General features: G+C 49.2%; 19 protein-coding genes. 7 read left to right on the forward strand and 12 right to left on the reverse strand.

What is annotated here, in order from left to right; genetic code table 11:
• Positions 1 to 27: 27 nt before the first annotated feature.
• From ABD931_RS22620 to ABD931_RS22650, 7 genes are all read left to right on the forward strand, one after another.
• Positions 28 to 1,479 carry a TolC family protein gene (locus ABD931_RS22620; protein WP_345270264.1) on the forward strand — a complete coding sequence of 484 codons (1,452 nt, stop codon included), beginning with the start codon at positions 28 to 30 and terminating at the stop codon, positions 1,477 to 1,479.
• Between the two features lie 12 nt (positions 1,480 to 1,491).
• Positions 1,492 to 2,205 (forward strand): ABC transporter ATP-binding protein, encoded by a 714-nt coding sequence (locus tag ABD931_RS22625; protein ID WP_345270265.1) that lies wholly within the window; start codon positions 1,492 to 1,494, stop codon positions 2,203 to 2,205.
• Between the two features lie 51 nt (positions 2,206 to 2,256).
• Positions 2,257 to 3,501, forward strand: coding sequence for an ABC transporter permease (locus ABD931_RS22630; RefSeq protein ID WP_345270266.1), 1,245 nt, complete (start codon positions 2,257 to 2,259; stop codon positions 3,499 to 3,501).
• A gap of 40 nt (positions 3,502 to 3,541) precedes the next feature.
• Entirely contained in the window at positions 3,542 to 4,735 is a 1,194-nt protein-coding gene (locus ABD931_RS22635; protein WP_345270267.1) for an ABC transporter permease, read from the forward strand.
• Between the two features lie 99 nt (positions 4,736 to 4,834).
• Positions 4,835 to 5,206 carry a four helix bundle protein gene (locus tag ABD931_RS22640; protein WP_345270268.1) on the forward strand — a complete coding sequence of 124 codons (372 nt, stop codon included), beginning with the start codon at positions 4,835 to 4,837 and terminating at the stop codon, positions 5,204 to 5,206.
• A 79-nt stretch (positions 5,207 to 5,285) separates the two neighbouring features.
• The gene (locus ABD931_RS22645) at positions 5,286 to 6,656 is read left to right on the forward strand and encodes a sigma-54-dependent transcriptional regulator (RefSeq protein WP_345270269.1); all 1,371 of its coding nucleotides are present in this window, start codon (positions 5,286 to 5,288) and stop codon (positions 6,654 to 6,656) included.
• Positions 6,657 to 6,678: 22 nt separating this feature from the next.
• A complete protein-coding gene (locus ABD931_RS22650; RefSeq protein ID WP_345270271.1) occupies positions 6,679 to 7,968 on the forward strand; it encodes a sensor histidine kinase in 1,290 nt (429 codons plus the stop codon).
• A gap of 114 nt (positions 7,969 to 8,082) precedes the next feature.
• Here ABD931_RS22650 and ABD931_RS22655 read toward each other — a convergent pair whose 3' ends face one another.
• From ABD931_RS22655 to ABD931_RS22710, 12 genes are all read right to left on the reverse strand, one after another.
• Positions 8,083 to 10,998 (reverse strand): NHLP bacteriocin export ABC transporter permease/ATPase subunit, encoded by a 2,916-nt coding sequence (locus ABD931_RS22655; protein WP_345270272.1) that lies wholly within the window; start codon positions 10,996 to 10,998, stop codon positions 8,083 to 8,085.
• 11 nt (positions 10,999 to 11,009) lie between these two features.
• The gene (locus ABD931_RS22660; protein ID WP_345270273.1) at positions 11,010 to 13,202 is read right to left on the reverse strand and encodes an NHLP family bacteriocin export ABC transporter peptidase/permease/ATPase subunit; all 2,193 of its coding nucleotides are present in this window, start codon (positions 13,200 to 13,202) and stop codon (positions 11,010 to 11,012) included.
• A 14-nt stretch (positions 13,203 to 13,216) separates the two neighbouring features.
• Positions 13,217 to 14,479, reverse strand: a complete 1,263-nt coding sequence (locus ABD931_RS22665) for an NHLP bacteriocin system secretion protein (protein WP_345270274.1) — start codon at positions 14,477 to 14,479, stop codon at positions 13,217 to 13,219.
• An 11-nt stretch (positions 14,480 to 14,490) separates the two neighbouring features.
• The gene (locus ABD931_RS22670) at positions 14,491 to 16,062 is read right to left on the reverse strand and encodes a TolC family protein (protein WP_345270275.1); all 1,572 of its coding nucleotides are present in this window, start codon (positions 16,060 to 16,062) and stop codon (positions 14,491 to 14,493) included.
• A gap of 20 nt (positions 16,063 to 16,082) precedes the next feature.
• The gene (locus ABD931_RS22675) at positions 16,083 to 16,604 is read right to left on the reverse strand and encodes a cyclic nucleotide-binding domain-containing protein (protein ID WP_345270276.1); all 522 of its coding nucleotides are present in this window, start codon (positions 16,602 to 16,604) and stop codon (positions 16,083 to 16,085) included.
• Positions 16,605 to 16,736: 132 nt separating this feature from the next.
• The gene (locus tag ABD931_RS22680; RefSeq protein WP_345270278.1) at positions 16,737 to 17,390 is read right to left on the reverse strand and encodes a helix-turn-helix transcriptional regulator; all 654 of its coding nucleotides are present in this window, start codon (positions 17,388 to 17,390) and stop codon (positions 16,737 to 16,739) included.
• A 212-nt stretch (positions 17,391 to 17,602) separates the two neighbouring features.
• Positions 17,603 to 17,854, reverse strand: a complete 252-nt coding sequence (locus tag ABD931_RS22685; protein ID WP_345270279.1) for a redox-active disulfide protein 2 — start codon at positions 17,852 to 17,854, stop codon at positions 17,603 to 17,605.
• 471 nt (positions 17,855 to 18,325) lie between these two features.
• Positions 18,326 to 19,858, reverse strand: a complete 1,533-nt coding sequence (locus ABD931_RS22690; RefSeq protein WP_345270280.1) for a type 2 lanthipeptide synthetase LanM — start codon at positions 19,856 to 19,858, stop codon at positions 18,326 to 18,328.
• A 42-nt stretch (positions 19,859 to 19,900) separates the two neighbouring features.
• Positions 19,901 to 21,115 carry a cupin domain-containing protein gene (locus ABD931_RS22695; protein ID WP_345270281.1) on the reverse strand — a complete coding sequence of 405 codons (1,215 nt, stop codon included), beginning with the start codon at positions 21,113 to 21,115 and terminating at the stop codon, positions 19,901 to 19,903.
• A 79-nt stretch (positions 21,116 to 21,194) separates the two neighbouring features.
• The gene (locus tag ABD931_RS22700; protein ID WP_345270283.1) at positions 21,195 to 21,458 is read right to left on the reverse strand and encodes a redox-active disulfide protein 2; all 264 of its coding nucleotides are present in this window, start codon (positions 21,456 to 21,458) and stop codon (positions 21,195 to 21,197) included.
• Positions 21,459 to 21,618: 160 nt separating this feature from the next.
• Positions 21,619 to 21,963 carry an NHLP leader peptide family RiPP precursor gene (locus tag ABD931_RS22705; RefSeq protein WP_345270284.1) on the reverse strand — a complete coding sequence of 115 codons (345 nt, stop codon included), beginning with the start codon at positions 21,961 to 21,963 and terminating at the stop codon, positions 21,619 to 21,621.
• A gap of 23 nt (positions 21,964 to 21,986) precedes the next feature.
• On the reverse strand, positions 21,987 to 22,331 hold the full coding sequence (locus ABD931_RS22710; RefSeq protein WP_345270285.1) for an NHLP leader peptide family RiPP precursor: 345 nt from the start codon (positions 22,329 to 22,331) through the stop codon (positions 21,987 to 21,989).
• Positions 22,332 to 22,380: the final 49 nt, after the last annotated feature.

Genomic DNA, 22,380 nt, shown 5'->3' on the forward strand with positions numbered 1-22,380 from the left:
CGTCTTCTATTCACCATCCACGCCACCATGAAAACACGTTTAACACTCTTGCTGTCGGCCCTGCTGGGAACTGTCTTTTCTGGCTTCGCCCAGACGGAGCCGGTCACCCTGCAGGAGGTGGTAACCATTGCCCGGCAGCAGTCCATTGCCGCCAAGCAGGCCACGACGCAGCAGCGCACCAACTACTGGAAGTACCGCACGTTTCTGGCCGATTTTAGGCCGCAACTGGGCGTAAACGGTACGCTTCCCGGCTTTACCCGCTCGTTTATCGAAGTTATTCAGCCCGACGGCACCATTGCCTTTCAGCCGATTTCAAACAACAACTCGGTGGTCGCGCTGTTGCTGAGCCAGAATATTCCGCAGACGGGTGGCAGTATCTTCGTGCAGAAGCAGATTCAGCGGTTCGATAATTTCCGCGATAACAACACGCTGTACAACGGCATTCCCTTTGGTATCGGCCTCAGCCAGCCGCTGTTCCGGTTCAACCAGATGAAGTGGGACCGCAAGATTGAGCCGCTGAAATACGCCGAAGGCAATCAGCAGTTTGTGGAGTCAATGGAAGAAGTAGCCCTGAACGCTACCGGGTTCTACTTTGATCTGCTGGTGGCGCAGGTGAATCTCCAGATTGCCGAGAAAAACCTGATGAACAACGATACCCTCTACAAAATAGCGCTGAAGAAGCTGGAGTTGGGCCGCATTTCGCAAAACGACCTGCTGCAACTGGAACTGAGTGTGCTGACGGCCCGGAAAGACCTGGCATCGGCCCAGCAAACCGCCGAGGTAGCCTCGCTGAAGCTGAGAACGTACATGGGTTACCGCGACGAGCGCCGGCTGGACCTGGCCCTGCCCACTCAGATTGTGCCGTTCCAGATCGATATACAAAAAGCGCTGAACGAAGCGTTTGCCAACCGCTCGGCCTCCATTGCTTTCCGGCGCCGGCTGCTCGAGGCCGAACGGGAGGTAGACAAAGCCAAAAAGGAAAACGGGCTGAATGCCAGCCTGAATGCGGCTTTCGGCTTGTCGAACCGGGGTGCCCGGTTCAGCGATGTGTATGTACGCCCGCAGGATCGTGAGTTTGTGGAGGTACAGTTTTCGGTACCCATTATGACCTGGGGCCGGGCGCAGGCCCGCACCGAAACGGCCCGCGCTAATCAGGAGCTGGCCAGGCAGTCGGTGGAGCAGGATAAGCTGACGTTTGAGCAGCAGATTTACACCCAGGTGACCCTGCTGCAAATGCTCCAGAAGCAGGTGAAGCTCACCTCAGAAGCCGACCAGATTGCGCAGAATCGCTACCAGATTGCGCAGAACCGCTTTCTGCTCGGAGACCTCAGCGTTACCGATTTAGGCATTGCCATGCAGGAAAAAGACCGTGCCAAGCGCGATGCCGTCCTGGCCCTGCGCGATTACTGGCAGACGTATTACACTCTTCGCCTGCTGACGCTGTACGATTTTGAACACGACCAGAAAATTAATTACTAACTCTACTACATCATGATTCAACTGACCAACATCGAGAAAGTCTACCGCACCAGCACCATCGAAACGCTGGCGCTGAACAACATCAACCTGACCATTCGGAAAGGGGAATTTGCCTCCATCATGGGGCCGTCGGGTTGCGGCAAAAGTACGTTGCTGAATATCTTGGGCCTGCTCGACCAGCCGTCGAAGGGGACTATTTCCATTGACAACCAGCCGGTAACGAGCTACAAAGACAAAGAACTGGCCCGGCTGCGCAATCAGAAGATCGGCTTTATCTTCCAGAGTTTCCACCTCATCAACGACCTGTCGGTACTCGATAACGTAGAGATTCCGCTCCTGTACCGGAAAGGTGACACCACCGGCAAGTCGCGCCGGGAACTGGCCAGCGAAGCGCTGGAGCGGGTAGGGCTCAGTAACCGCATGAAACATTTCCCCAGCCAGTTGTCGGGTGGGCAGAAACAGCGGGTGGCTATTGCCCGCGCTATTGTCGGCCAGCCGGAGATCATCCTCGCCGACGAACCAACCGGAAACCTGGACAGCGCTATGGGTAGCGAAATCCTGAGCATTCTCCAGCAGCTCAACAACGATGGCAGCACCATCCTTATGGTAACCCACGACGAAGCCATGGCCAGAAAAACGCACCGCCTGATCCGCCTGTTCGACGGCACGCAGGTAGCCGACTCACAATTAGTAGCAAACGATGAGCGGTTAATGCTAAACGATTAATGTGCGGTGCCTCCATTTATCGTTCATCATTCATCATTATAAGCACACACCATGATCCTGAATTACATCAAAATAGCCTGGAAGGTCCTGCTGCGGCACCCCTTCTATACGTTCATTACGCTCTTCGGCATCAGCCTGACCCTGACGGTGCTGATGGTGCTGACCTCGTTTATCGATCACCTGGTTGGCAGCCACTACCCCGAAAACCGGCGCGACGAGTTGCTGTATATTCAGCGTCTGGCTCAGCGGGATTCATTGCGGCAGTCGGCACGGATGGGACCGGTCAGCTATAACTTTATCAGGCAGTATGTGCTGCCGCTAAAGACTCCTGAGAAAGTAGGGGTCGCCAGCATGTTTAGCTTTGCCAATGCGTACGTAAACGGCCAGCGCCTAAGCCTGCAAACCAAACTAACCGACGCTGGTTTCTGGGAGGTTACCGACTTTGAATTTCTGGAAGGCAAGCCATTCAACGAGCAGAACATCGCGAATAATGACCATGTGGCTGTCATTACGGATGATCTGAAAAAGCAGTACTTTGAGGACGATACCCAGCCGGTGGTGGGGAAAACTATTGAGGTCGACAACGAAACGTACCGGGTTATTGGCGTGGTTCGGGGGGCACCGGTCACGCGACCGGTAACGGCGGCTGACATTTATTTCCCGTACAACATCCGGAAGAGCAATTACAAATCGTCCGGCCTGAACGGCAATTATGTGGCACTGGTAAAAGCCAAAAGTGCCGCCGATTTCCCGGCCATCAAAGAAGAGTTTAATCAGACGATCGCCAAAATTCCGTTGCCGCAGGAAGACGATGGCTTTAAGTATTACATTCTGGAAACCTCGGCCGACACCTACGTAGAAGCCTGGCTGCACAACTTTTTCGACCGGCCGGCCAGCAGTATTTTCTACTCCGTCATTGCCGTATTCATGCTGCTGTTTATGGGTCTGCCCGCTATTAACCTGGTCAACGTAAACGTCAGCCGCATTATGGAGCGGGCATCTGAGATCGGCATTCGGAAGGCATTTGGTGCCCCGTCGAAGACGCTGATCTGGCAGTTTATCATCGAGAACCTGTTTATTACCCTGATCGGTGGCCTGATAGCCTTAGGTCTGGCGGGTATCACTGTTTACCTGATCAACCAGAGCGGCTGGATTGCCAAAGCGGATTTGACCATCAACTTCTCGGTGTTCGGTATTAGCCTGCTGGTCTGCCTTGTCTTCGGCCTGCTCTCCGGCGTCGCCCCCGCCCTGCGCATGGCGAAACTATCTATCGTCGACGCCCTAAAAGCCAGCTAACCAATCAACCATTCAACCAATTAACTAATCAACCACACCCATGTTACAGCATCTCTTCCGACTCATGTGGAATAAAAAGCGGGCCCATACGCTGCTGATTGTGGAAATCCTGGCTTCTTTTCTGGTCCTCTTCGGTGTAACGAGCCTTATCGTTTATAATATGCGTAACTATACCCAGCCGATTGGATTTGATTATCAAAACGTCTGGACGATTGACTTCAACACCCGCGACCAGCCCGACTCCTTAGTTACCGAGGTGATGCAGCGTATCAAAGAGCGCACCAAAACGTACCCGCAGGTTGAATCGGTCACGCTGTTCGGCAGCAACGCCCCTTACTCACAGAATACGCACAACTCGGGTATCATGTACGACAAACAGTTCAGCATGACGCATATCTTCAACACCGATCTGGACATGCCCCGTACCCTGAACGTGCCGATTGCAGAAGGACGCTGGTTTGATAAATCCGACCTGGTAGACGAGGTCAAGACAATCGTTATCAATCAGCCGTTACGGAAGAAATTCTTTGGCGATGGACCCGCCCTGGGCAAGTTGTTACAGTTCGGATCGCCTGATCACCAGGAGGGCAAGAAAGAGTACTGGAAAGTAATTGGCGTTACCGGCAATTTTAAATCGCATGGTGAATACCAAAGCAATATGGAGGGAACCTTTCAACTACCTAAAGGCGAATCCCGTTCCTGGATGCGGACCATGCTGGTAAAGGTGAAGTCCGGCACTGATGCCAACTTTGAGGCCCAGTTAACAAAAGATCTGGGTTCTATGACGCAGGACTGGAATATCGATGTGTCGTACATGGAGAACCAGCGTAAGAACACGCATAAAATCACACTGATCCCCATTATCATTTTCCTGGTTGTCAGCGGCTTTCTGCTCATCAACGTGGCATTAGGGTTGTTCGGCATTCTGAACCTTAGTATTGCCAAGCGCCGGTCAGAAATTGGTCTGCGCCGGGCCCTGGGCGCTACCGAGTCTGGCATCTCTACCCAGTTTGTTGGTGAGATCTGGGTGTTGGCTACCTTCGGCTTACTTATTGGCCTGCTGTTTGCCGCTCAGTTTCCGCTCATGAACGTCTTTGACCTGGAAGCCGGCATTTACGTAACCGCCATTCTCATCTCCATTGTCGTCATTTACCTGATCGTCACCCTCTGCGCGCTTTATCCGAGTCGTCAGGCCGCTTCAATTCAGCCGGCGATGGCGTTGCATGAGGAATAGCGGGGGGCTTGGGGCGAGGGGCAGGGGGCCAGAGGAAAAGAGCAGATGGCATGGGGTTAATTTGCTATTTTTACAGCTTAGGCAAATACAAAGTTTTTGATGAAGCGTAGTTTTCGTTTTGAAAATTTAGAAATATGGCAAATGGCTATTCAGATTGGTGACGAGCTTTTCGACATTGCTGATAGTTTAGAACAAAGAAAGCTATACCGATTTGCAGAACAGTTGCGTGGTGCTGGAATGAACGTATCCAATAATATCGCAGAAGGTTCTGGCTCAGTTTCCAAAAAGGAATTCTACCAGTTTCTCAACTTTGCCCGTCGATCCCGTTATGAATGTGCTAATATTTTGATCATTCTGGAACGTCGCCAGCATATCACAGAAACTAACAGACAAGCCCTGTTCGGACGTTTAGATGAGCTAAGCAGAAAGATTAACAACTTCCAAAAAGCTCTTTTACCCCCAACGCCTTAACCCCTGCCTTCGCACCATGCTCCCTGCTCTCTGCCCTTTACCCCCTGCCCCACACCCCTAGCCCCACGCCCCAACCCCCATGCTGTTAATCATTGACGACGATATAGCCGTTCAGACCTCGCTCTCGCTGCTGCTGAGACGGGAAGGGTTTGTTGTGAAAACAGCGGCCTCACCGGCGCAGGCGTTTGATATACTGGATGAGGAAACGCCGGAGCTGATGCTGCTGGATATGAACTTCTCCATTGAAACGTCGGGGGAAGAGGGGCTGCGGACACTCACGGCCATCCGGCGGCAGCAGCCGGATGTGCCGGTGATTCTGATTACCGGCTGGGGCTCCATCGACCTGGCGGTGCAGGGTATGAAAGCCGGGGCGAAAGATTTTATCACGAAACCCTGGCAGAATGAGTACCTGCTGCAATCAATTCGCACCATTCTGAATCTGTCGCAGCAGAAGCCGCAGTCGCCGAGCCGGCGGAGGCTGGATCAGCAATACCATTTTGAGCATATCGTGGGCGAAGACCCGAAACTGCTCGATGTGCTGGAGACCATCGGCCGGGTAGCGCCAACCGATGCGCCGGTGCTGATTACGGGTGAGAGCGGTACCGGAAAGGAACTCATTGCCGAGGCTATTCACCAGAACAGCAAACGCAAAGGCAAGCCGTTCGTGAAGGTAAACCTGGGGGGCATCTCCTCTACTCTGTTCGAAAGTGAACTGTTCGGGCATGTACGCGGAGCGTTTACCGATGCCAAATCGGACCGCATCGGCCGGTTTGAACTGGCCAACAAAGGCAGCATTTTTCTGGATGAGATCGGCGACCTTGACCCGTCCAGTCAGGTAAAGCTGCTGCGGGTGTTGCAGGACCGGACGTTTGAGCCGCTCGGCAGCAGCAAGAGCCGGACGGTGGATGTGCGGGTTATCTGCGCCACCAACCGCCATCTGGAAGAAATGGTCGCGAGGGGTACGTTCCGCGAGGATCTGTTCTACCGCATCAACCTGATTACTGTGAAGCTGCCCTCTTTGCGGGAGCGGCCGGGCGATATACCCATGCTGGTAGAGTATTTTGTGAACAATCTGCGCACCATCTACGGCCGTCCTAATTTGCGTGTCAGTGCAGCAGCCGCCAAATGGCTGAAGAACCTCGCGGTGCCGGGCAACATCCGCCAGTTGAAGAACATCGTCGAGCGGGCCGTGCTGCTGTCGAATAGTGATGAACTGGAGGTTGCCGATTTTCAGAAGCACATTCCTTTAGCGGCTGCCTTGAAAGACCCTTCCCACTTACCGGAGGTCGGCACCATGACGCTGGAGGAAATTGAATACCAGATGATTCGGCGGGCGATGGCGTTCCACCACAACCGGGTGTCCAAAGTGGCGCGGGCGCTGGGCATCACCCGTTTTGCGCTGTACCGGCGTTTAGAGAAATTTGGCATTCCCTACACCGCCGAAGACTGACCGGCTTCTTTGCCAGCAACTCATGAAACTACCGCTCCGGATCCAGTACGCCCTGTTTATTACCTTCATTCACCTGGCGCTCATCTACCTGATCTTCCGGTGGCTTGGCGAAAACAAAGTCCTGTTTATTGTTTCGGAAGTGTTTGTCCTGATCTCCATCCTGGTCGCCATACGTATATACCGGGCGTTCGGACAACCCTCCGAGTTCATTTCGTCGGGCATTGAAGCCATCAAAGACAAGGATTTTACAATCAAGTTTGTGCCTACGGGCAACAGCGAAGTCGATGAACTGATCGATGTATACAACCTAATGATTGACCAGTTGCGTACCGAGCGCACCAAACAGATGGAGCAGCAGTTTTTTCTGGAAAAGCTTATTGAAGCCTCCCCCATTGCCATTCTGATTCAGGATTTTGACGACCGCATCGCCCTGGTCAATTCGAAAGCGGTCGACCTGCTTCAGCGCCGGCCGGCGCAACTCCAGGGCCGGACCCTGGCAGAGGTAAACCACCCGCTGCTGGAACAACTCACCGACCTGGATACCGACGCACCCCAGACGGTAAAAATCAGCGGTATTGAAACCTACCGGGTGTTCAAATCGCATTTTATCGACCGGGGCTTCCGGCGCTCGTTTCTGATGCTCGAAGAGCTGACCAGCGAGATTCTGGAAACCGAGAAAAAAGCGTACAGCAAAGTAATCCGGATGATGGCCCACGAGGTCAACAACTCCATAGGGGCGATAAACTCCATCCTCGACGTTACGCAAACGTACCTCCGGGATAGTGATTATGTCGAGTTAAAAGATGCCCTACACATTGCCATGGAGCGCAATCACCGACTCAACCACTTCATGCGCCGGTTTGCCGACGTAGTACGCCTGCCCCTCCCCCAGCGCAGTTTGGCCGACCTGAACGAACTGACCCGCAACGTAACCCGGCTGATGCAACCGCAGGCCGAAGCCCGAGGACTTACCGTCCGGTATTCAATGGCAGCTTACCCTATTGAGAAAGCCATTGATGTGGAGCAGATGGAGCAGGTACTGGTCAACGTGCTGAAGAACGCCATCGAAGCCTGTATCCCCGGCAATACGGTAGAAGTAATCACAAACGACCGGCAGCTTATCATCCGCGATAACGGCCAGCCCATCAGCCCCGAGCTGGAAATGAAGCTGTTCGATCCTTTCTTCAGCAGCAAACCCGACGGCCAGGGTATTGGTCTCACACTCACCCGCGAAATTCTGCTCAACCACGGTTTCACTTTCTCGCTCAAAACCAACGCCGACGGCTGGACGGAATTTGGGATTAGGATTTGAGGGGGAGAAAACGACGAAAAAAAGGGAATCCCAAACCGGGGAGGGGTTCGGGATTCGGGCAGAGACACCTGCGCTTACCGCTGTGTTTAGGGAGCGTAGGTATGAGCGTGGCCGTCAGGCAATCTGGCGCTTAGCGAGCTGGGCAAACAGCGAGTCTTTCTCCATCAGCTCGGCATACGTGCCGCATTCGACAATGGTGCCCTTGTCCAGCACATAAATTCGATCGGCATTTCTGATCGTACTCAGCCGGTGGGCAATGATAATCCGGGTGGCCTGAAGCTTATCCAGACTTTGTGATACCAGGCTCTGCGTCCGGTTGTCGAGCGCGCTGGTGGCTTCGTCCATAAACAGTAGTCTGGGTTTATGCACAATGGCGCGGGCAATCATGAGCCGTTGCCGCTGCCCACCCGAGAACGTACCGGCCCCTTCGCTCACCACGGTATGCATTTCCATGGGCATGTGCTTGATGTCTTCCTCCATTCCCGCCATGCGCGCAGCCTCCCAGGCATCGTCGAGGGTCAGCTCCGAGTTACCAATGATGTTCTGGAAAATACTGCCCGACATTAGGGCCCCGTTTTGCAGCACAACCCCGATCTGTCGGCGAACCAGTTCCTTGTTCATCAGCTCAAACGAGTTACCATCGTAGTAAACAGAGCCCGCTTCGGCCTGTTCGAAGCCCAGCAGCAACCGCATAATGGTTGACTTACCCGAACCCGACGCGCCCACAAAAGCGACCATCTCACCGGGTTTGATCTTGAACGTGACGTTATTCAGTACCAGCGGCTGATCGTCCCGGTAGCGGAAAGACACCGAGTTCATTTCGATTTCGCCCGCCAGTTCGCCGGGGTCAACGCTTTGCTCTACCGACTCGGTCTCTTCTTCCAGAATGGGCTTTACCCGTTCGTAGAGGGTAACTACGTTCAGCGAGGTAATCAGGGCCATACTCAACCGCAGGCTGTCGTTCAGAAACTGGTTGAACGAAGTAATGAACGCCATAAACACCCCGACCGAGAGCATACCCGTGACCGCATCGGCATTCTGAACGGTGTAGTACAGAAACGAGAAAAAGAAAATACTGGTCAGCAGCGGATACGAGGCATTGAACACTTCCACAAAATTCTGGTAGGTGCCCGAGTTGAAGCCCAGTTTCTTGAGGGTCGAAAACTTATCGGCCCATAGCGCAAACACGCGCCGTTCGCCACCGGTTATCCGGATTTTGGCAATCCCGGACAGAAACTCGAACAGAAAACCCTGGATTGTGCCCTGGTAAGTAGCTACCTGCCGGTCGTATTTCAGCTTGAGCCAGCCGATACCCACCATAAACGCAGCCGCAATGAGGCCCAGCCCCACGCCTACCCAGGCCAGTTTGGTGTCGTAATAGAACAGCAGCACCAGGTTAACCGACGAGAAAGCACCGCTCAAAACGGCGGTCATCAGCGTGCTGGATACAATCTGCCGGATAGTGTTGATACTCAGCACCCGGTTGGTCAGATCGCCGGCCGTGTATTTCTTGTAAAATGTCACCGGTAACCGCAGCATATGATCCATCATGCCGGCCTGTAAATTGATACTCGACTTCGACTCGACCCGGAGCCGCAGCGCACCCTCTACCAACTGCAAGCCCGCCTTTACCAGGGCAATCATCACCAGAATACCAAATACCTCCAGGTGCAGGGAGCGGTCGGCCGTAGGCACCACTTCGTCGTACATGATACCCGACAGCACCGGCACCAGCAAACCAAGCAGACTACCCGCCAGCGCCGACAGCATCAGCCATTTAACATCGAACTCGACCCCTTTGAGCGCAAACGAAAGTACCTTCTTTACGGACGTCATTTTGCCGTCGAAACCCGGAAAGAACATATAGCTGATCGGCTCCAGCGACATGGCAATCTCCTGATTAACCACGCCCTCCTCGCCCGTCGACACGTTTTTGAACAGGTAACTGCTGGACGTTTTCTGCAGGAGCGCAACGGGCGTTTTGTCTTTTTTGGTAAAAGCCAGCAGGGGCCCGCATTCTTCTTTCCACCAGGTATCGCGCAGAATGATTTTGCGGATGCGCAGTTTCGAGCTTTTAGCAATCAGGTGGAGCTGGTTGGTAACATTGTTCTGGTGCGACTCAACGTATTTGGGATCTTCCAGCGTAAAGCCAATCTGATCACCAATGAGTTGACACGTCCGGAAAAGCAGGTTCTGCTGGTTGCGCTTGCCGTTTACCCCGGGCCCCTGCCCGCTGCCGTTACCCGCCACCACCGCCTTTATTTTAGTCAGGGTCGTCTCCAGCGCCAACTGGTCGGTCACGCGCTTTTCCGACAAATGCGCGATTTCTTCCGACTGCTGCGTGTCTATAATCAGATTAAGCTGGGCATAGAAATACGCTTCCAGTTTGCGCAGGGCCAGCAGAAAATATACCTCCTCCTGCAACAGCATTTCGCGGGTACTCAGCACGCGCACGGCCGTGTTATCGGCCAGCGATTTCAGCCACAGTTTGTTGGATACCGGTGCCAGAAAATCGGGGTACTGCGCATGGCTCACCACGGTGCTTTGGGCAAACAGACTAACCTCGCCCCGCAGCAGTTGTATCCAGTTGATACCCGTCGACGGAAACGCAAAGGTATTGGCCTCCAGGGCAACTTCCTGGTAATCGTCGAGGGGTTTATACACCCTCGGCGCATTGGCCGTACCGACTACCGATGAAGTCTTTGCGATCCATTTGTCGATCATGTTCTTTAAAAAGAAATGATCCACATTAAGCAGGTCGGCTTTATCGATAGCCAGCAGGGTAGCCTCGCCCGAGAAAGCAATAAGCCGCGTAGCTTCGGTAACGGCCGGGGCCAGCAGGCTAAACAGCACCTCCCCTTTTTGGGCCGTGTACAGAAACGTTAACCGATTGGTATAGTTTCCCTGTTTATCAATTCGGGTATAGAAAACGTTCACCTCCCCGGAGAGCACCAGCCAGAACCGGTCTGTGCTCTCCAGCACCAGCGGATTTTCGGCACAGATATGGAGTTTTTCTTTACTAGCTGACATAGACATACCGGTTATTTGGTTTCGATCAGGCGGGCGTACACGCCGTTTTTCTTCATCAGTTCCTGGTGGGTACCCCGCTCTGCCACCTTGCCGTATTCCATCACAATAATTTCATCGCAGTCGATGATGGTGCTAAGCCGGTGCGCTACAATCAGGCAGGTACAGCCCCGTTTTTTGATGTTATCCATCACCATTTTTTCGGCCGTAGGGTCCAATGCGCTGGTGGCTTCGTCCATGATCAGGAGAGAGGGGTTGTTGGCCAGGGCCCGCGCTATTTCGAGCCGCTGCCGCTGCCCGCCACTGAAATTGGCCCCACCCTCCATTACGGCGCTGTCGTAGCCGTCTTTCCGCACCGAGATAATGTCGTGAATGGCGGCATCGCGGGCCGACTGAATGATGTGTTTGTCGGGAATGGTAGCATCCCAGAAGCTGATATTCTCTTTGATCGTGCCGTTGAACACCAGCACCTCCTGATCGATAACCGCCAGCGAGCTGGTGATGATATGCCGGGGAATTTCGCTCTTCGGCTTACCGTCGAACAAGACCTCGCCACTCCAGATCGGGTACAGGCCGGAAGCAATTTTGGCCACAGTGGATTTGCCGCTGCCCGAGCCGCCCACCAGCGCCACCCGGCTGCCGGGCTTTACCTTCAGGCTGAAGTTTTCGATGAGCGGGGGCATGGTGGTGTTGTACCCGAAGGTTACGTCTCTCAGTTCGAAGTAGCCCGTCAGCTTAGTATAGACCCCCGTCGGCTGCGCATCGGCCTGCAAAGCCACCGTCCGAAACTGCTCGTCTGTCTCGTAGTTCATCACATCGTCGATCCGCCCCATATCGCTTTCGGTTTCGTGCAGCATTGTCCCGACCGAAATCAGCTGGTTAACCGGGTTGATAAAATTGCCCATCAGGTAGGTGAACGATACCAGCGCGCCGAGGGTCATTTCGCCATCCATAATCCGGAGGGCACCCAGCCCCAGAATCAGCGTGGTGGTAAGCGAGGTAATCAGGGGCGGCAGAATGTTGAGTCGGATGGTGAGCCAGCCCAGTTGCTGCTGCGCATTCATTACCTTGGCCAGGTAGCCGATCCAGTTGGTAAAGAAATCGTTTTCGCGGCCCGAGGCTTTCAGCGTTTCGATCATGCTGATACCCGAGGTAGTAGTACCCAGCAGCTTACCGGTTTCGTTGCCCAGCAGCCGGCTGCCATCTTTGCGGGCTCTGGATACAAACCGGAGCGCCACCACGTTCAGCCCTGCCATGCAGATACCGATCAGGGTCAGCGTAACATCGTACGAAAACATCAGACCCGCGTAGAACAAGACGATGATCACGTTCAGGACCGCATTGGCCAGATCGCCACTGAGCAGTTTGGCCACCTTATCGTTGAGCGAAACCCGGTTGCCGATCTCCCCGCTGTAGCGCTGCGTAAAAAACGAGATAGGCAGATGAAAGACGTGCCAGAGAAATTTGCTGGAGGTAGTAAGGGCCAGCTTGGTTTCCAGTTTCAGCAGATAATACTGCTGCAGATACACCAGCACAGCGTTTAGGGTCAGCACCGCCCCCATAATCAGCAGCAGGGGCATCACAAAGTCGGCATGACCGTTGACGAGGTATTTGTCGATAAACACTTTGATGAACGACGGAATCACCAGGCCCGGAATGACCAGAAAAAGGCTTGCCAGCAGAATATAGGTAATACTGAGTTTGGAGTTGGCAATGCGGGAGGCCAGCGAAGCCGCCAGGCCCTGTTTTTCGTTGCCTTTTTCGAAGTGTTCGTTCGGTTTAAAGGTAAGCACCACGCCGGTATAGGCTTCGTCGAACTCCTCGTAGGTAACGGCGTAGCGGCCCTGGGCGGGGTCGCTCAGGTAAACTTTGTCTTTGGCAAAGCCCTCCAACACCAGAAAATGGTTAAAGTTCCAGAAGATAATAGCCGGCGTTTCGATCTGCATCAGCTTCTCAACCGACTTGGCGTAGCCTTTGGCCTCCAGCCCAAACTGGCGGGCCGCTTTGATAATATTGGTCGCTTTAAGGCCATCCCGGGACACACCACAGGCAATGCGCAGCTTTTCTAAGGGCACAAATTTTCCGAAATGGCCTAAAATAATGCTCAAAGCGGCTGCCCCGCATTCTACACTCTCCATCTGTAAGACGGTGGGCACTTTAACAGGCCGGGCTTGTTTCCCAATAGGAAAGGTTGTTTTGGTCGCCATCTTGCCAGTGAGTATCAGTATAAATCGAAGAATTTCTTAAAGGCGGGGATCACGATTGAAATCGGATTCTCCTGTTTGATCGTGATCTGACCCATACAGGAGGTACCTTCCTTGATGTCGATATCGGGACCTTTGGCCGATGTCCACCGGAAGCCGCTGTGCGATTGGGCGTCTTTCTCAAAGGCAACATGGACCTCAAAAAGAGGCCCCATGGCCAGCAACCCTTTGGCCAGTTGGTCGTTTTTGACCGAGGTCAGCATCCCCTGCTGAGTAATCGGGAAATCAGAAATATAGGTAACCCGCCCTTTAATAAAACCGTACTCCTGCGGCTGCACGGTCGAGGGCACCACAAAAGCCTCCATATCGCGCTTGATCTTTTTGCCGTCCTGTGAGGGGATATACAGGACCCCTTTCAGGCTGGTCAGTTGCCCTTCTTTCTGGTTTTTCAGTTTGAAAAGGGGCGTTCCGGGTCCAACCACTACGCCTGCATCGGTCAGCACCTCAACCACCTCACCACTGTAGGGGCTTTTAATGTTCGACTGGGTATCGTAGCGCTCGGTCAGAAACTGGAGGTTTCGTTCGGCTTCGGCAATCTGCTGTTTCTGAGCCGCAATGCGCTGTTGCAGCGAGTAGCCCGCATCGTGCTGGCGGTTAGAGACCTCGGCCAGTTGCACTTTCAGGCGCTCTATCGTATTTCTGGACGCATCGATCTGCTGCTTGGTGTTGGCGACCTGCGCCTTCACAATCAGCCCTTTTTCGAGCAGACTAACCTCCGATTCGAGCTGGTTGGTGAGAAAAGCCAGCTTCTTTTTCTCGGCCTCGATTTCACCCAGAATGCTTACCCGGTTCTGGCTCATCAGCTCGCCTTCCAGCAGGGTGCCTTTGTTGCCGTACGAAATCAGCCTGGTCAGTTCGTATTTCCGCTCCGATAAAGTGGCTCTGGCGTTTTCAATCTGCTGAACCAGCTCCGGCTGCTGCACCGTGGCAATTACGGCTCCGGTCTCTACCTTGTCGCCAATTTTAACCTGGAGCTTTGTGAGCTGGCCGTGCGAAGTGGCCACTACCTCGTGGACTTCGCCCCCCAGCACCACCCCGGTTACGTTCAGTTTGGTGCTCACCCGCCCTAAAACCGCCCAGGCAATGCCCGTAGCGAGGGCGGCAAAAACCACCGAAAGAGTTATCCAGGCTTTGGGGCTGGTTACTTTAATCAATTGATCGAGCTTTTCGGGAGTCGACAGCTTTTCCAATGCTGCCGGCCTAAAAAAACCTGCTGCCATGACGGTATCGGTTAATGGTTAGATGTATCAGGAATGGTATAAAATGCGTTTCTGTCGATGACAAAGCCTTTACTATCCGGGACGATCAGCGTTCCGGTATCGTGCCGGAGGTTCAGTATGGCCTGGGCAAACTGGCGGTAAGCCTGCAAATACCGGAGCTGCGAGGTCATCAACCGCTCCTGAAACAGAATCAGGCTCAGGAGGGTGGTTAGGCCCGCCTGAAACTTGACCTGCTCATCCCGAAATACCACCTGGTTATAGTTGAGAACCTCTCCGGCCTTCTGGAGATTAGCCACGCTGTTTTCGAGGTAGTTCAGGTCGTTGCTAACGTCCAGTTCGATAAGCCGCTGAATGTTGCCGACCACCACATTCTGGTCATTCAGGGCCATGTAGCTTTTGGTGAGGTTCCCTTTGGCCCAATTGTTATTAACCGGAAACGTGAACGTCAGCCGGGCCCCGGTGCCGATACTCCGGCTTTCGTTATTGGCGAAAGAAGCCATTACGTCGCCCAGGCGGTTACCGGTACTGGCGCTGCCGTACCCCACAAAGCCAGTCAGATCCAGTTGGGGTTTTGTGTTGTTGCGGGCCAGCAAAAACTGCTGCTGCAGGGCTTCGTGGCCGTGCCGGGCGGCCATCAGATCGGCCCGGCGCTCGCGGGCCATCCGGATAAAATCAGCTTTATCCAGCCCTGACGTAAACGCCGATTCGGCAATGGTCGGGAAGGCGTTTTCGGGCACATCGATCTCCAGACTCTCTTCGGTGCTCAGACCAATCGCTTTGCCCAACTGAATGCGGGCAGCATACAACTCCTGGCCGGCCATAATGGTGAGTTTCTCCTGGTTGGCCAGGTCCGACCGGATCTGGGTTAAATCGCCGGCCGGTTTTTTATCGCCCTTTACCAGCTCTTCGGTCACGGCCAGTACGTTCCGGATCCGGTCTTCGCTCTGTTTGTAAATCTCCAGATTCTTATAGGCCGTGTAATAATTCCAGTAAGCCTGCCCGATCTGCCAGATTTCGTACGAGGTCGTAAACTCGTTACCGCTTTTGGCGTTCAGCAGGTAGAGGTAATTGGCCCGCTCCAGCGCCGTGGCAATGGGCCGTGCTCTCCCTCTGAGCAGGGGCTGGGTCAGCGAAAAAGTAAACCCGCTGGTGTTAGTACCGAGGTACAGATTTATGGGCTGATTAAAGCTGTTGAGCGGGTAATTGTTGTTGGCAAAGCCGTAATTCAGGCTGAACTCAGTTAGCTGCCCGGTCCGAAGCCGCTTGCGCAGGCCGGCCGACAGACCGAGTACGTTGTTGCGCAGAATGCTGTTCTCCACGTAGGCTGTTCGGGGATCGGCTCCCGGCAGGGTGTACTGGTTGTTGCGAAACGATAATTCGGAAAACGAGTTCAGGTCGAACACGCTCCGCTGGATTTGCAGGTCAGCCTCGGCGCTCCGGATCATGTAACCGCTCCGCAGCAGAGTCGGATTTTTATCGAAGGCCTTCCGGGCGATTTCGATCAGGTTTCCCTTCACCTGGGCGTATACGTCGCTGGTCAAAACCGTCAGGCCTACCAGCAGGGCAGATAAACAGTGTCTCATAGCCGGTCGAGTTGCGCTGGTTAGACCTCCGAGAACCGGTTCAGAATTTTTACGAAGCGGGAGCCGGCCTGAGCCACCCCGTCGAGCACGTTGGCGTCTACCAGATCTTCGTCTTCGGGGTTGCCAAAGCCAAGCTGGCCCGTGGTCTTGCGCAGGCGATTCGACAGAAACAGGGCGAGGGCGTAGTAAAAATTGGCCCGGAATTCAGAATTGGTCAGGAGCCGCAGATTAATCTTTTCGCGGGAGATCTGGTAAATCACCGAAGGGGCCGTAACGATCACCGAAACCGCAGGGGGAGTCGACTCCAGAAAAGACATTTCGCCCACCACCTCGCCGGCTTCGAGTTTGGCGATACACTCGTTAAAATTGTTATTGGCGCAAACGGCCAGTTGGCCCGATAAAACAATGTATAAACTATCCACAGCCTGGCCTTTATTAATCAGCCGGTCGCCGGTTTCGAGCGTTAATTTGGTGCCGTTCTGGAGCAACCACTCCACATCTCTATCGTTCAGATGACCTAAAAAGTATAATACACGTTTCATAAGTATGAATAATTTTTAATATATGTTTTTATAGTTTACACAAACGTATCAGGGCCGGCACCGATAAGTTTGCCAAAAAAGCCGTCATTCCGGACAGGTATAGCGTGACAGGCCCGGCCAGGTAGGCCCGGACTACCGTAAAGAGCAGAGTAGCTTCCGGGGCGAAATGCTGTACTGCTCCGCAAAAAGCCGGGAGAAATAGTGCACATCGGTATAGCCGACAGCATGGGCAATTTGCGCTACCGACTGCTGCAAATAAGTATCAATCAGTTGTTTGGCTCGGTGCAGACGCAGAATCCGGACGTATTTGTTGGGGGTGAGGTAAACCAGATTCAGAATTTTGCGATGCAACTGCCGTTCGCTGACCGCCATTTTATAAGACAGCTCACCAAGATGGAGATAATCCTGCCGGATATTGCCGTACACTTCTTTTTCCAGGTTCACAAGCCAGTCCTGATCAACTTTAGCCACTTTGTGGGGGAGAATCTCCCTGGCACACAGCTTTCTAACATACTCGTTCGACGCATAGATACCAAAAATATCCGGGTGGTTATGGTGAGTCAGGCTCAAGGCATTGGTTCGGGCTTTCTGGATGATCTCCTCTACAATATCGCTTATTTCTTTACTGCTGGAGAACAGAATGCTTTCGAGCTTATAGTTATCATAAGTGCCACTGTTTTGGCTCACCTGCATAATGTTCTCCAGCGGGTTTTTTATGCGCTGAGCAAGCTGTTCGAGCGCGTTGGGGGCATTCCAGTCGATAACACTTTGTTTACCTGTATGCATCTTTCTATAGCGAATAGTTTGAGGATAAAGAAAAAAACGGAGAGCCGTACCAGCAGAAGCAGACAGAAAGGCAGCACAAACAAATGCGGGCAGGTAGATGCAATAGCACATACAACTGCCGAGTAACACGCGATCAGGCAGACCTGCATGGAGCGGAGGCAGAACCCAGCTATGTGGCAGGCCGCAGAGGAGACGAGAGTAGCCCCGGCGTATCAGAGGGCGGTTTTCCGGGCGTTGAGCTCCTGTCTGATTTTCTTCAGACTGACGATGTTTAAGGCGAGGATGGGTAGCAACCCAAAAGGAACAACCACCAGGGGCGTAAACTTATCCTGAGCCGTCAGATAAACAATCATCACAAAAAGTACAGTAAGTATCCCCGCAAAGGCAAATGTTGCGACTAAGGCTGTTTTTTGCAATTTGAGCAACTCTTCGGTGCTTTTCTCTTTGATGCTATTTTTTTTCATACTAGTAGAATGTATTTTACTAATTACTAACTGAATCCAATCGTGAGTTAATCCCGTCTATCATAACAGCGATCTTTACGTTCTTAGCCGTACTGAGAAAATTCTCCTTCTTACAAAGTTCGTCAATTGTAAGCTCAGCCAGTGGTTCAGCATAAAAGATACGCATTGTAGGTTGGAATTCTTTTATTTATAGTAGGAATAACTAAAGTCTGCACCAGGCCTGGATGACTAGGTTCGCTCACTTACCATTAAATTTTCTCCTTTTTAAGAAGAACAGAATGATTAATCTAATAAACAACAAAATAAATAGGAAAAAATAGAATTTAGTCAACGCATTTTGGCCTAAATTATAAAAATATGTACCAAAGAAAAGCAATGGAAATAATAAGACCCACTGATAAATTTTAGAATACTTTATCATTTTCTTAATATTAAAGATATTGTAAAAATTTAAATCAACAACAGTTAGGACTAAATATTAACCCATTTTCTTATAAACCGTATTTGCTCTTCTTTATGAGCGTCCGAAAGGAGATCTATTCGATGAAAAATATTTTGAATACAATTGTACTCGAATATCTTGATCAACTTATTATCTACTAGAAAATCATCTTCACTCTTCAGATTAAAAATAGGTATATCGCCATTTAGCATTTGTTTTACTTCATAGTCAAGTATAAACTTATAATCTTCTCTATTTTCTCCTTTAAAAGCCTTTGACAATAAATCGTACAACGTAGATTGATATACTTGATAATTTGCCATAAAAGATCCCAACCTCAAATACTTTAAGATTTTAAAATAAATAAAGGTAGGCCGCCAGACATAACGCATTTCATTGCTTATAAAAAACTTTAGTGGAGAATTTCCAGACTTCAATTCTACTTTCGAACTTAAAAACACATCATACGCTACAGAAAAACCATCAATAAAATTCTCCTTATAATCATTCACAAAATGATATTTACCCTTAAACACAGGAATATTTTTTCTTCCAATTTTCCTCGTAGTAACGCGAGTACTTATTTTAGAATATAGGGTATTAGGGTTTATAACCACTCGATCAAGATCTGTAACGTCAACGTGCCCCAACACACCATACCCAACATTATTTAATGGTGCCCCTGTATCTTGATTCACAATCAAAACGCTTTCTAACACCGAAAAATCCGGTATGTTAAATTGACTATTCCATGAACGAAAAGATTTATCATTAAAAACTGGTTGAATGATAGTTTCATGATCAATTATGACAGGATTTTTACCAGATGCAATTAAATTCTCATGATGACAATCTTTACTACCTAAAAGTAAAGTAACGGCTAATAAAACTCCTGCTTTATAGTAGTATTCTCTTAAATCATCTTCAGAGCTAACCGGTTCGTAATTTACAAATTCTATCCAGCCATAACCACCACAATCCAACACGTTAAATGTCTTCAAATCTGCCTTTACCTTGCAGTTAACCCAATTAATAAAAGAATTATACGAATGCGTTATTCCTACATTCCTCGGCTTATAGATCAGCTTCGTTCCATCTGACAAACTCACGGAGGAAGTACCTTCACCATTGTGCATATCTCCAATACATAAATCAATATCTACAATCTCAATGCTTTTTAAGTTGAATGTTGATTCTATACTTTTGACATCCTTCTGAAAACGCGTAATAATATTATGAATATGATTAGAGAAATTACGAGACTTTACTCTAAGCTTCTTATCTAAAACAGGATAATTTGTTGCTAATGATAAAACCATTCTCTCTACAAACTGCTCAAAATCAGTTTCACCACTCGCAATAAATTTATTTAATTCTGCGTATAAAGTAACCTCTGCTGTATAACTTAGCTCTTCCAGTAATTTGCATTCTAATTTATCCTGAATCCAGGGCAACAGTTTTAAATCAGCTTTACTTATAAAGAATTCTGTATAGGGTAAAACAATTTCCACAAACGGAATTGCCTTTAACTGTTCTTTGATTTTATACGGGGCCTGATTCATCGTGTTTCTGCTTAATTATACCTTATCCGGATAAGTACGTAATTAATCCACAACTTTAAGCAATCCACCTCTGACAAGCCTTTTTGCTAATTTTAATTTATTCTCGTCATTCAAAAATGGAATATCTTTAACCGAGAATACACCCTTCTGTTCAGAAATAAATGCTAAGGTACCCACAATTTGTGAAGGGCCTTTTATGGTATTCCCCTGGAATAAAATCCTAGCTCCAGTAGCACTATTCGTAACTTTTGAGACCAAACCTTCTCGTTTCGAAAGCTGCGAATATAAATCAATATGATTCAATTTATCTAAACTTGAAAAGTGGCCATCTGGTCTTGGTTGCTCTTTTGTCCTAAACTCTTCTTCTAAAATGTTCAAAGCCCCAGCGATATTATCCTTGCTAAAGACCTGTTGTAAAATATTAATAAAGTCTAATTCTGCGTCAGCGGATAATAGGTTTTCATCATCAGAATTCAAGAAGCCAACAGGAAGTGCTCTACGCAATTCTATATGCTTTTGGCTTAGATTTAACAATGATTTCGTAATAAAATCAATCCATTGTGTAGATTGTATACCTATAGTAATGTGTATAGAGGATCTGTCAGTTGTGTATGCCTCATGAGGAACACCCCGTGGCATATACAAAATATCTCCTGCACGCAGGGTAATTTCTCTTGCACCGGTAAGTTGCTCTCTCTGAAAAGTAGGTTGGTAACTATTCAAAAGAGGGGTCTTGAAATGAGTATCGTTATACAATATCCAATGCTTTTCACCTGAGATTTGTATGGCAAAAACATCATGCGAATCATAATGAGGAGAGAATGCCTTCTCGTTTTCTGGTGTTAAATAAAGGTTTGCACCAGCATTATGACTTATTTGTTGACGAATATTTTCTATAAGACTTTTGAGAGGCCCCCAAAAACGATGAATTCCATTCACAATAATAGAATACCCATCAGCGTAAGCAGTATAAAGTTGGTTTAAGTTTAAGCTTCCATCCTGATTTTCGTAAACAGTTGGGTTCATCGGCTGATTACTTTTCACAACCTTTAAGCTCATACCTTGTGGACGACTATATTCTAAGACCTTATCCAGGTCTTTAATTGACAATAGCGAAGAAAAAAAATCAGAATTGTTTCTTGAAACATGCAACACTTTTCTTTCCCAATAATTAGCCTTAAAATCTTCTATACTTATTGGATGAATTAAATCGGAAAAATTATTTAATTCTTCTTGAATTTCAATATATGTTTCCATTTGCTAAAAATTAAAATTAACAATAAATATTATCAGATATTTAGGCTAATATAAACCAATCAAACGAGTTGCTCAAAAATTATAAATCTGATTTTCTGCTTTCTAATTCTTTATTTATAGATCTGACCTGGCCATAGACCATGAACAAAATGGGTAAAGATACAATTGGCAGAAAAAGTAAAGACGTAAAACCTTTATTAACTGTCTGAAATATAGTAATTATAAACAGTGCAATTAAAGCTCCCGCTAATAAACCGGTAACGAAAGACACAGATTTCTTCTTTTTCATTAAATCTTCTGTTGTCATTTGGCTAAAATTGTCTTTTGTGAATTCCACTTTCATAGTGCTATTACTTTTTAGTACTGATTAGAAATATTTAATACTATAATAAGCTAAAAATTGATATTGGAACAACAGAACTTAATAATTTTGTAAAATTATTATTAACCAAATAAATTAGTTAATAATAATTTTACAAAATATATCTTCTGACCAATAACTATTATAAGGCCTTACCTAAAAAATAACCACCTGCGACTACTACTACACCAACAATTATACCACCAATTAGATCTGTACCGCCTGCAACCATTTCTAATTGTTCGTCTGACAATTCTAACTCAGAAATTTCGACTCGTCTTGGGATGTTCAAATATATTTTTGAAGTATCTGTTTGGTCGTCTACTATAATATTAACACCTGATTGAACCTTCTGTCCAGTGACTGATTCAATAGTAGTGATCGGATTTTTTATTAACTGCTCTTTAAAGGTCGAGCTTTCCCATGCTTTATGCGCAAGAGTTTTCAACAATTCTGCACCTTCTTTTTGTTGTTCTTGAGTTATCATAATTGTAAAGCTTTAAAATTCATTTATTTTGATTGTGATCCTGCAATAACCGCAGCTGCAAACGCAGCACCTAATGTTACACCACCCCAGAAAAGAACATCAGTTCCACCAGCAACCATTTCTAATTGCTCATCCGTCAATTCTAAGTTTTCGGCATCTATCTTCTGGGGAATATTTAAGTAGATAGTAGATTTATCGGTTTGATCCGCTACAACAAATTTTTGTCCTTCTGATAAATTTAATGTATAACCAGTAAGTTGTTCTATTGCATCAATAGGATTTGCCATCAGGTGTGCTTTAAACTCAGCATCTTCCCAAGCTTTTTGCACAACTTGTGCATACATTTTCTGTTCTTGTGTAACTTCCATTGCTTTTTAGTTTTTAAAATATAAATGGTTATTAATTAGTAAAAAATAA

Origin of the sequence: Nibrella viscosa (genome assembly GCF_039541875.1) — a bacterium.
GTDB lineage: Bacteria > Bacteroidota > Bacteroidia > Cytophagales > Spirosomataceae > Nibrella > Nibrella viscosa.

What these genes read in the sequence shown, in the direction of transcription:
- ABD931_RS22620 (WP_345270264.1), top strand. Translation starts at nt 28, where the DNA reads ATGAAAACACGTTTAACACTCTTGCTGTCGGCCCTGCTGGGAACTGTC.
- ABD931_RS22665 (WP_345270274.1), bottom strand. Translation starts at nt 14,479, where the DNA reads ATGGCAGCAGGTTTTTTTAGGCCGGCAGCATTGGAAAAGCTGTCGACT.
- ABD931_RS22710 (WP_345270285.1), bottom strand. Translation starts at nt 22,331, where the DNA reads ATGGAAGTTACACAAGAACAGAAAATGTATGCACAAGTTGTGCAAAAA.
- ABD931_RS22645 (WP_345270269.1), top strand. Translation starts at nt 5,286, where the DNA reads ATGCTGTTAATCATTGACGACGATATAGCCGTTCAGACCTCGCTCTCG.
- ABD931_RS22675 (WP_345270276.1), bottom strand. Translation starts at nt 16,604, where the DNA reads ATGAAACGTGTATTATACTTTTTAGGTCATCTGAACGATAGAGATGTG.
- ABD931_RS22680 (WP_345270278.1), bottom strand. Translation starts at nt 17,390, where the DNA reads ATGCATACAGGTAAACAAAGTGTTATCGACTGGAATGCCCCCAACGCG.
- ABD931_RS22640 (WP_345270268.1), top strand. Translation starts at nt 4,835, where the DNA reads ATGAAGCGTAGTTTTCGTTTTGAAAATTTAGAAATATGGCAAATGGCT.
- ABD931_RS22685 (WP_345270279.1), bottom strand. Translation starts at nt 17,854, where the DNA reads ATGAAAAAAAATAGCATCAAAGAGAAAAGCACCGAAGAGTTGCTCAAA.
- ABD931_RS22630 (WP_345270266.1), top strand. Translation starts at nt 2,257, where the DNA reads ATGATCCTGAATTACATCAAAATAGCCTGGAAGGTCCTGCTGCGGCAC.
- ABD931_RS22695 (WP_345270281.1), bottom strand. Translation starts at nt 21,115, where the DNA reads ATGGAAACATATATTGAAATTCAAGAAGAATTAAATAATTTTTCCGAT.
- ABD931_RS22705 (WP_345270284.1), bottom strand. Translation starts at nt 21,963, where the DNA reads ATGATAACTCAAGAACAACAAAAAGAAGGTGCAGAATTGTTGAAAACT.
- ABD931_RS22635 (WP_345270267.1), top strand. Translation starts at nt 3,542, where the DNA reads ATGTTACAGCATCTCTTCCGACTCATGTGGAATAAAAAGCGGGCCCAT.
- ABD931_RS22670 (WP_345270275.1), bottom strand. Translation starts at nt 16,062, where the DNA reads ATGAGACACTGTTTATCTGCCCTGCTGGTAGGCCTGACGGTTTTGACC.
- ABD931_RS22655 (WP_345270272.1), bottom strand. Translation starts at nt 10,998, where the DNA reads ATGTCAGCTAGTAAAGAAAAACTCCATATCTGTGCCGAAAATCCGCTG.
- ABD931_RS22700 (WP_345270283.1), bottom strand. Translation starts at nt 21,458, where the DNA reads ATGAAAGTGGAATTCACAAAAGACAATTTTAGCCAAATGACAACAGAA.
- ABD931_RS22690 (WP_345270280.1), bottom strand. Translation starts at nt 19,858, where the DNA reads ATGAATCAGGCCCCGTATAAAATCAAAGAACAGTTAAAGGCAATTCCG.
- ABD931_RS22660 (WP_345270273.1), bottom strand. Translation starts at nt 13,202, where the DNA reads ATGGCGACCAAAACAACCTTTCCTATTGGGAAACAAGCCCGGCCTGTT.
- ABD931_RS22650 (WP_345270271.1), top strand. Translation starts at nt 6,679, where the DNA reads ATGAAACTACCGCTCCGGATCCAGTACGCCCTGTTTATTACCTTCATT.
- ABD931_RS22625 (WP_345270265.1), top strand. Translation starts at nt 1,492, where the DNA reads ATGATTCAACTGACCAACATCGAGAAAGTCTACCGCACCAGCACCATC.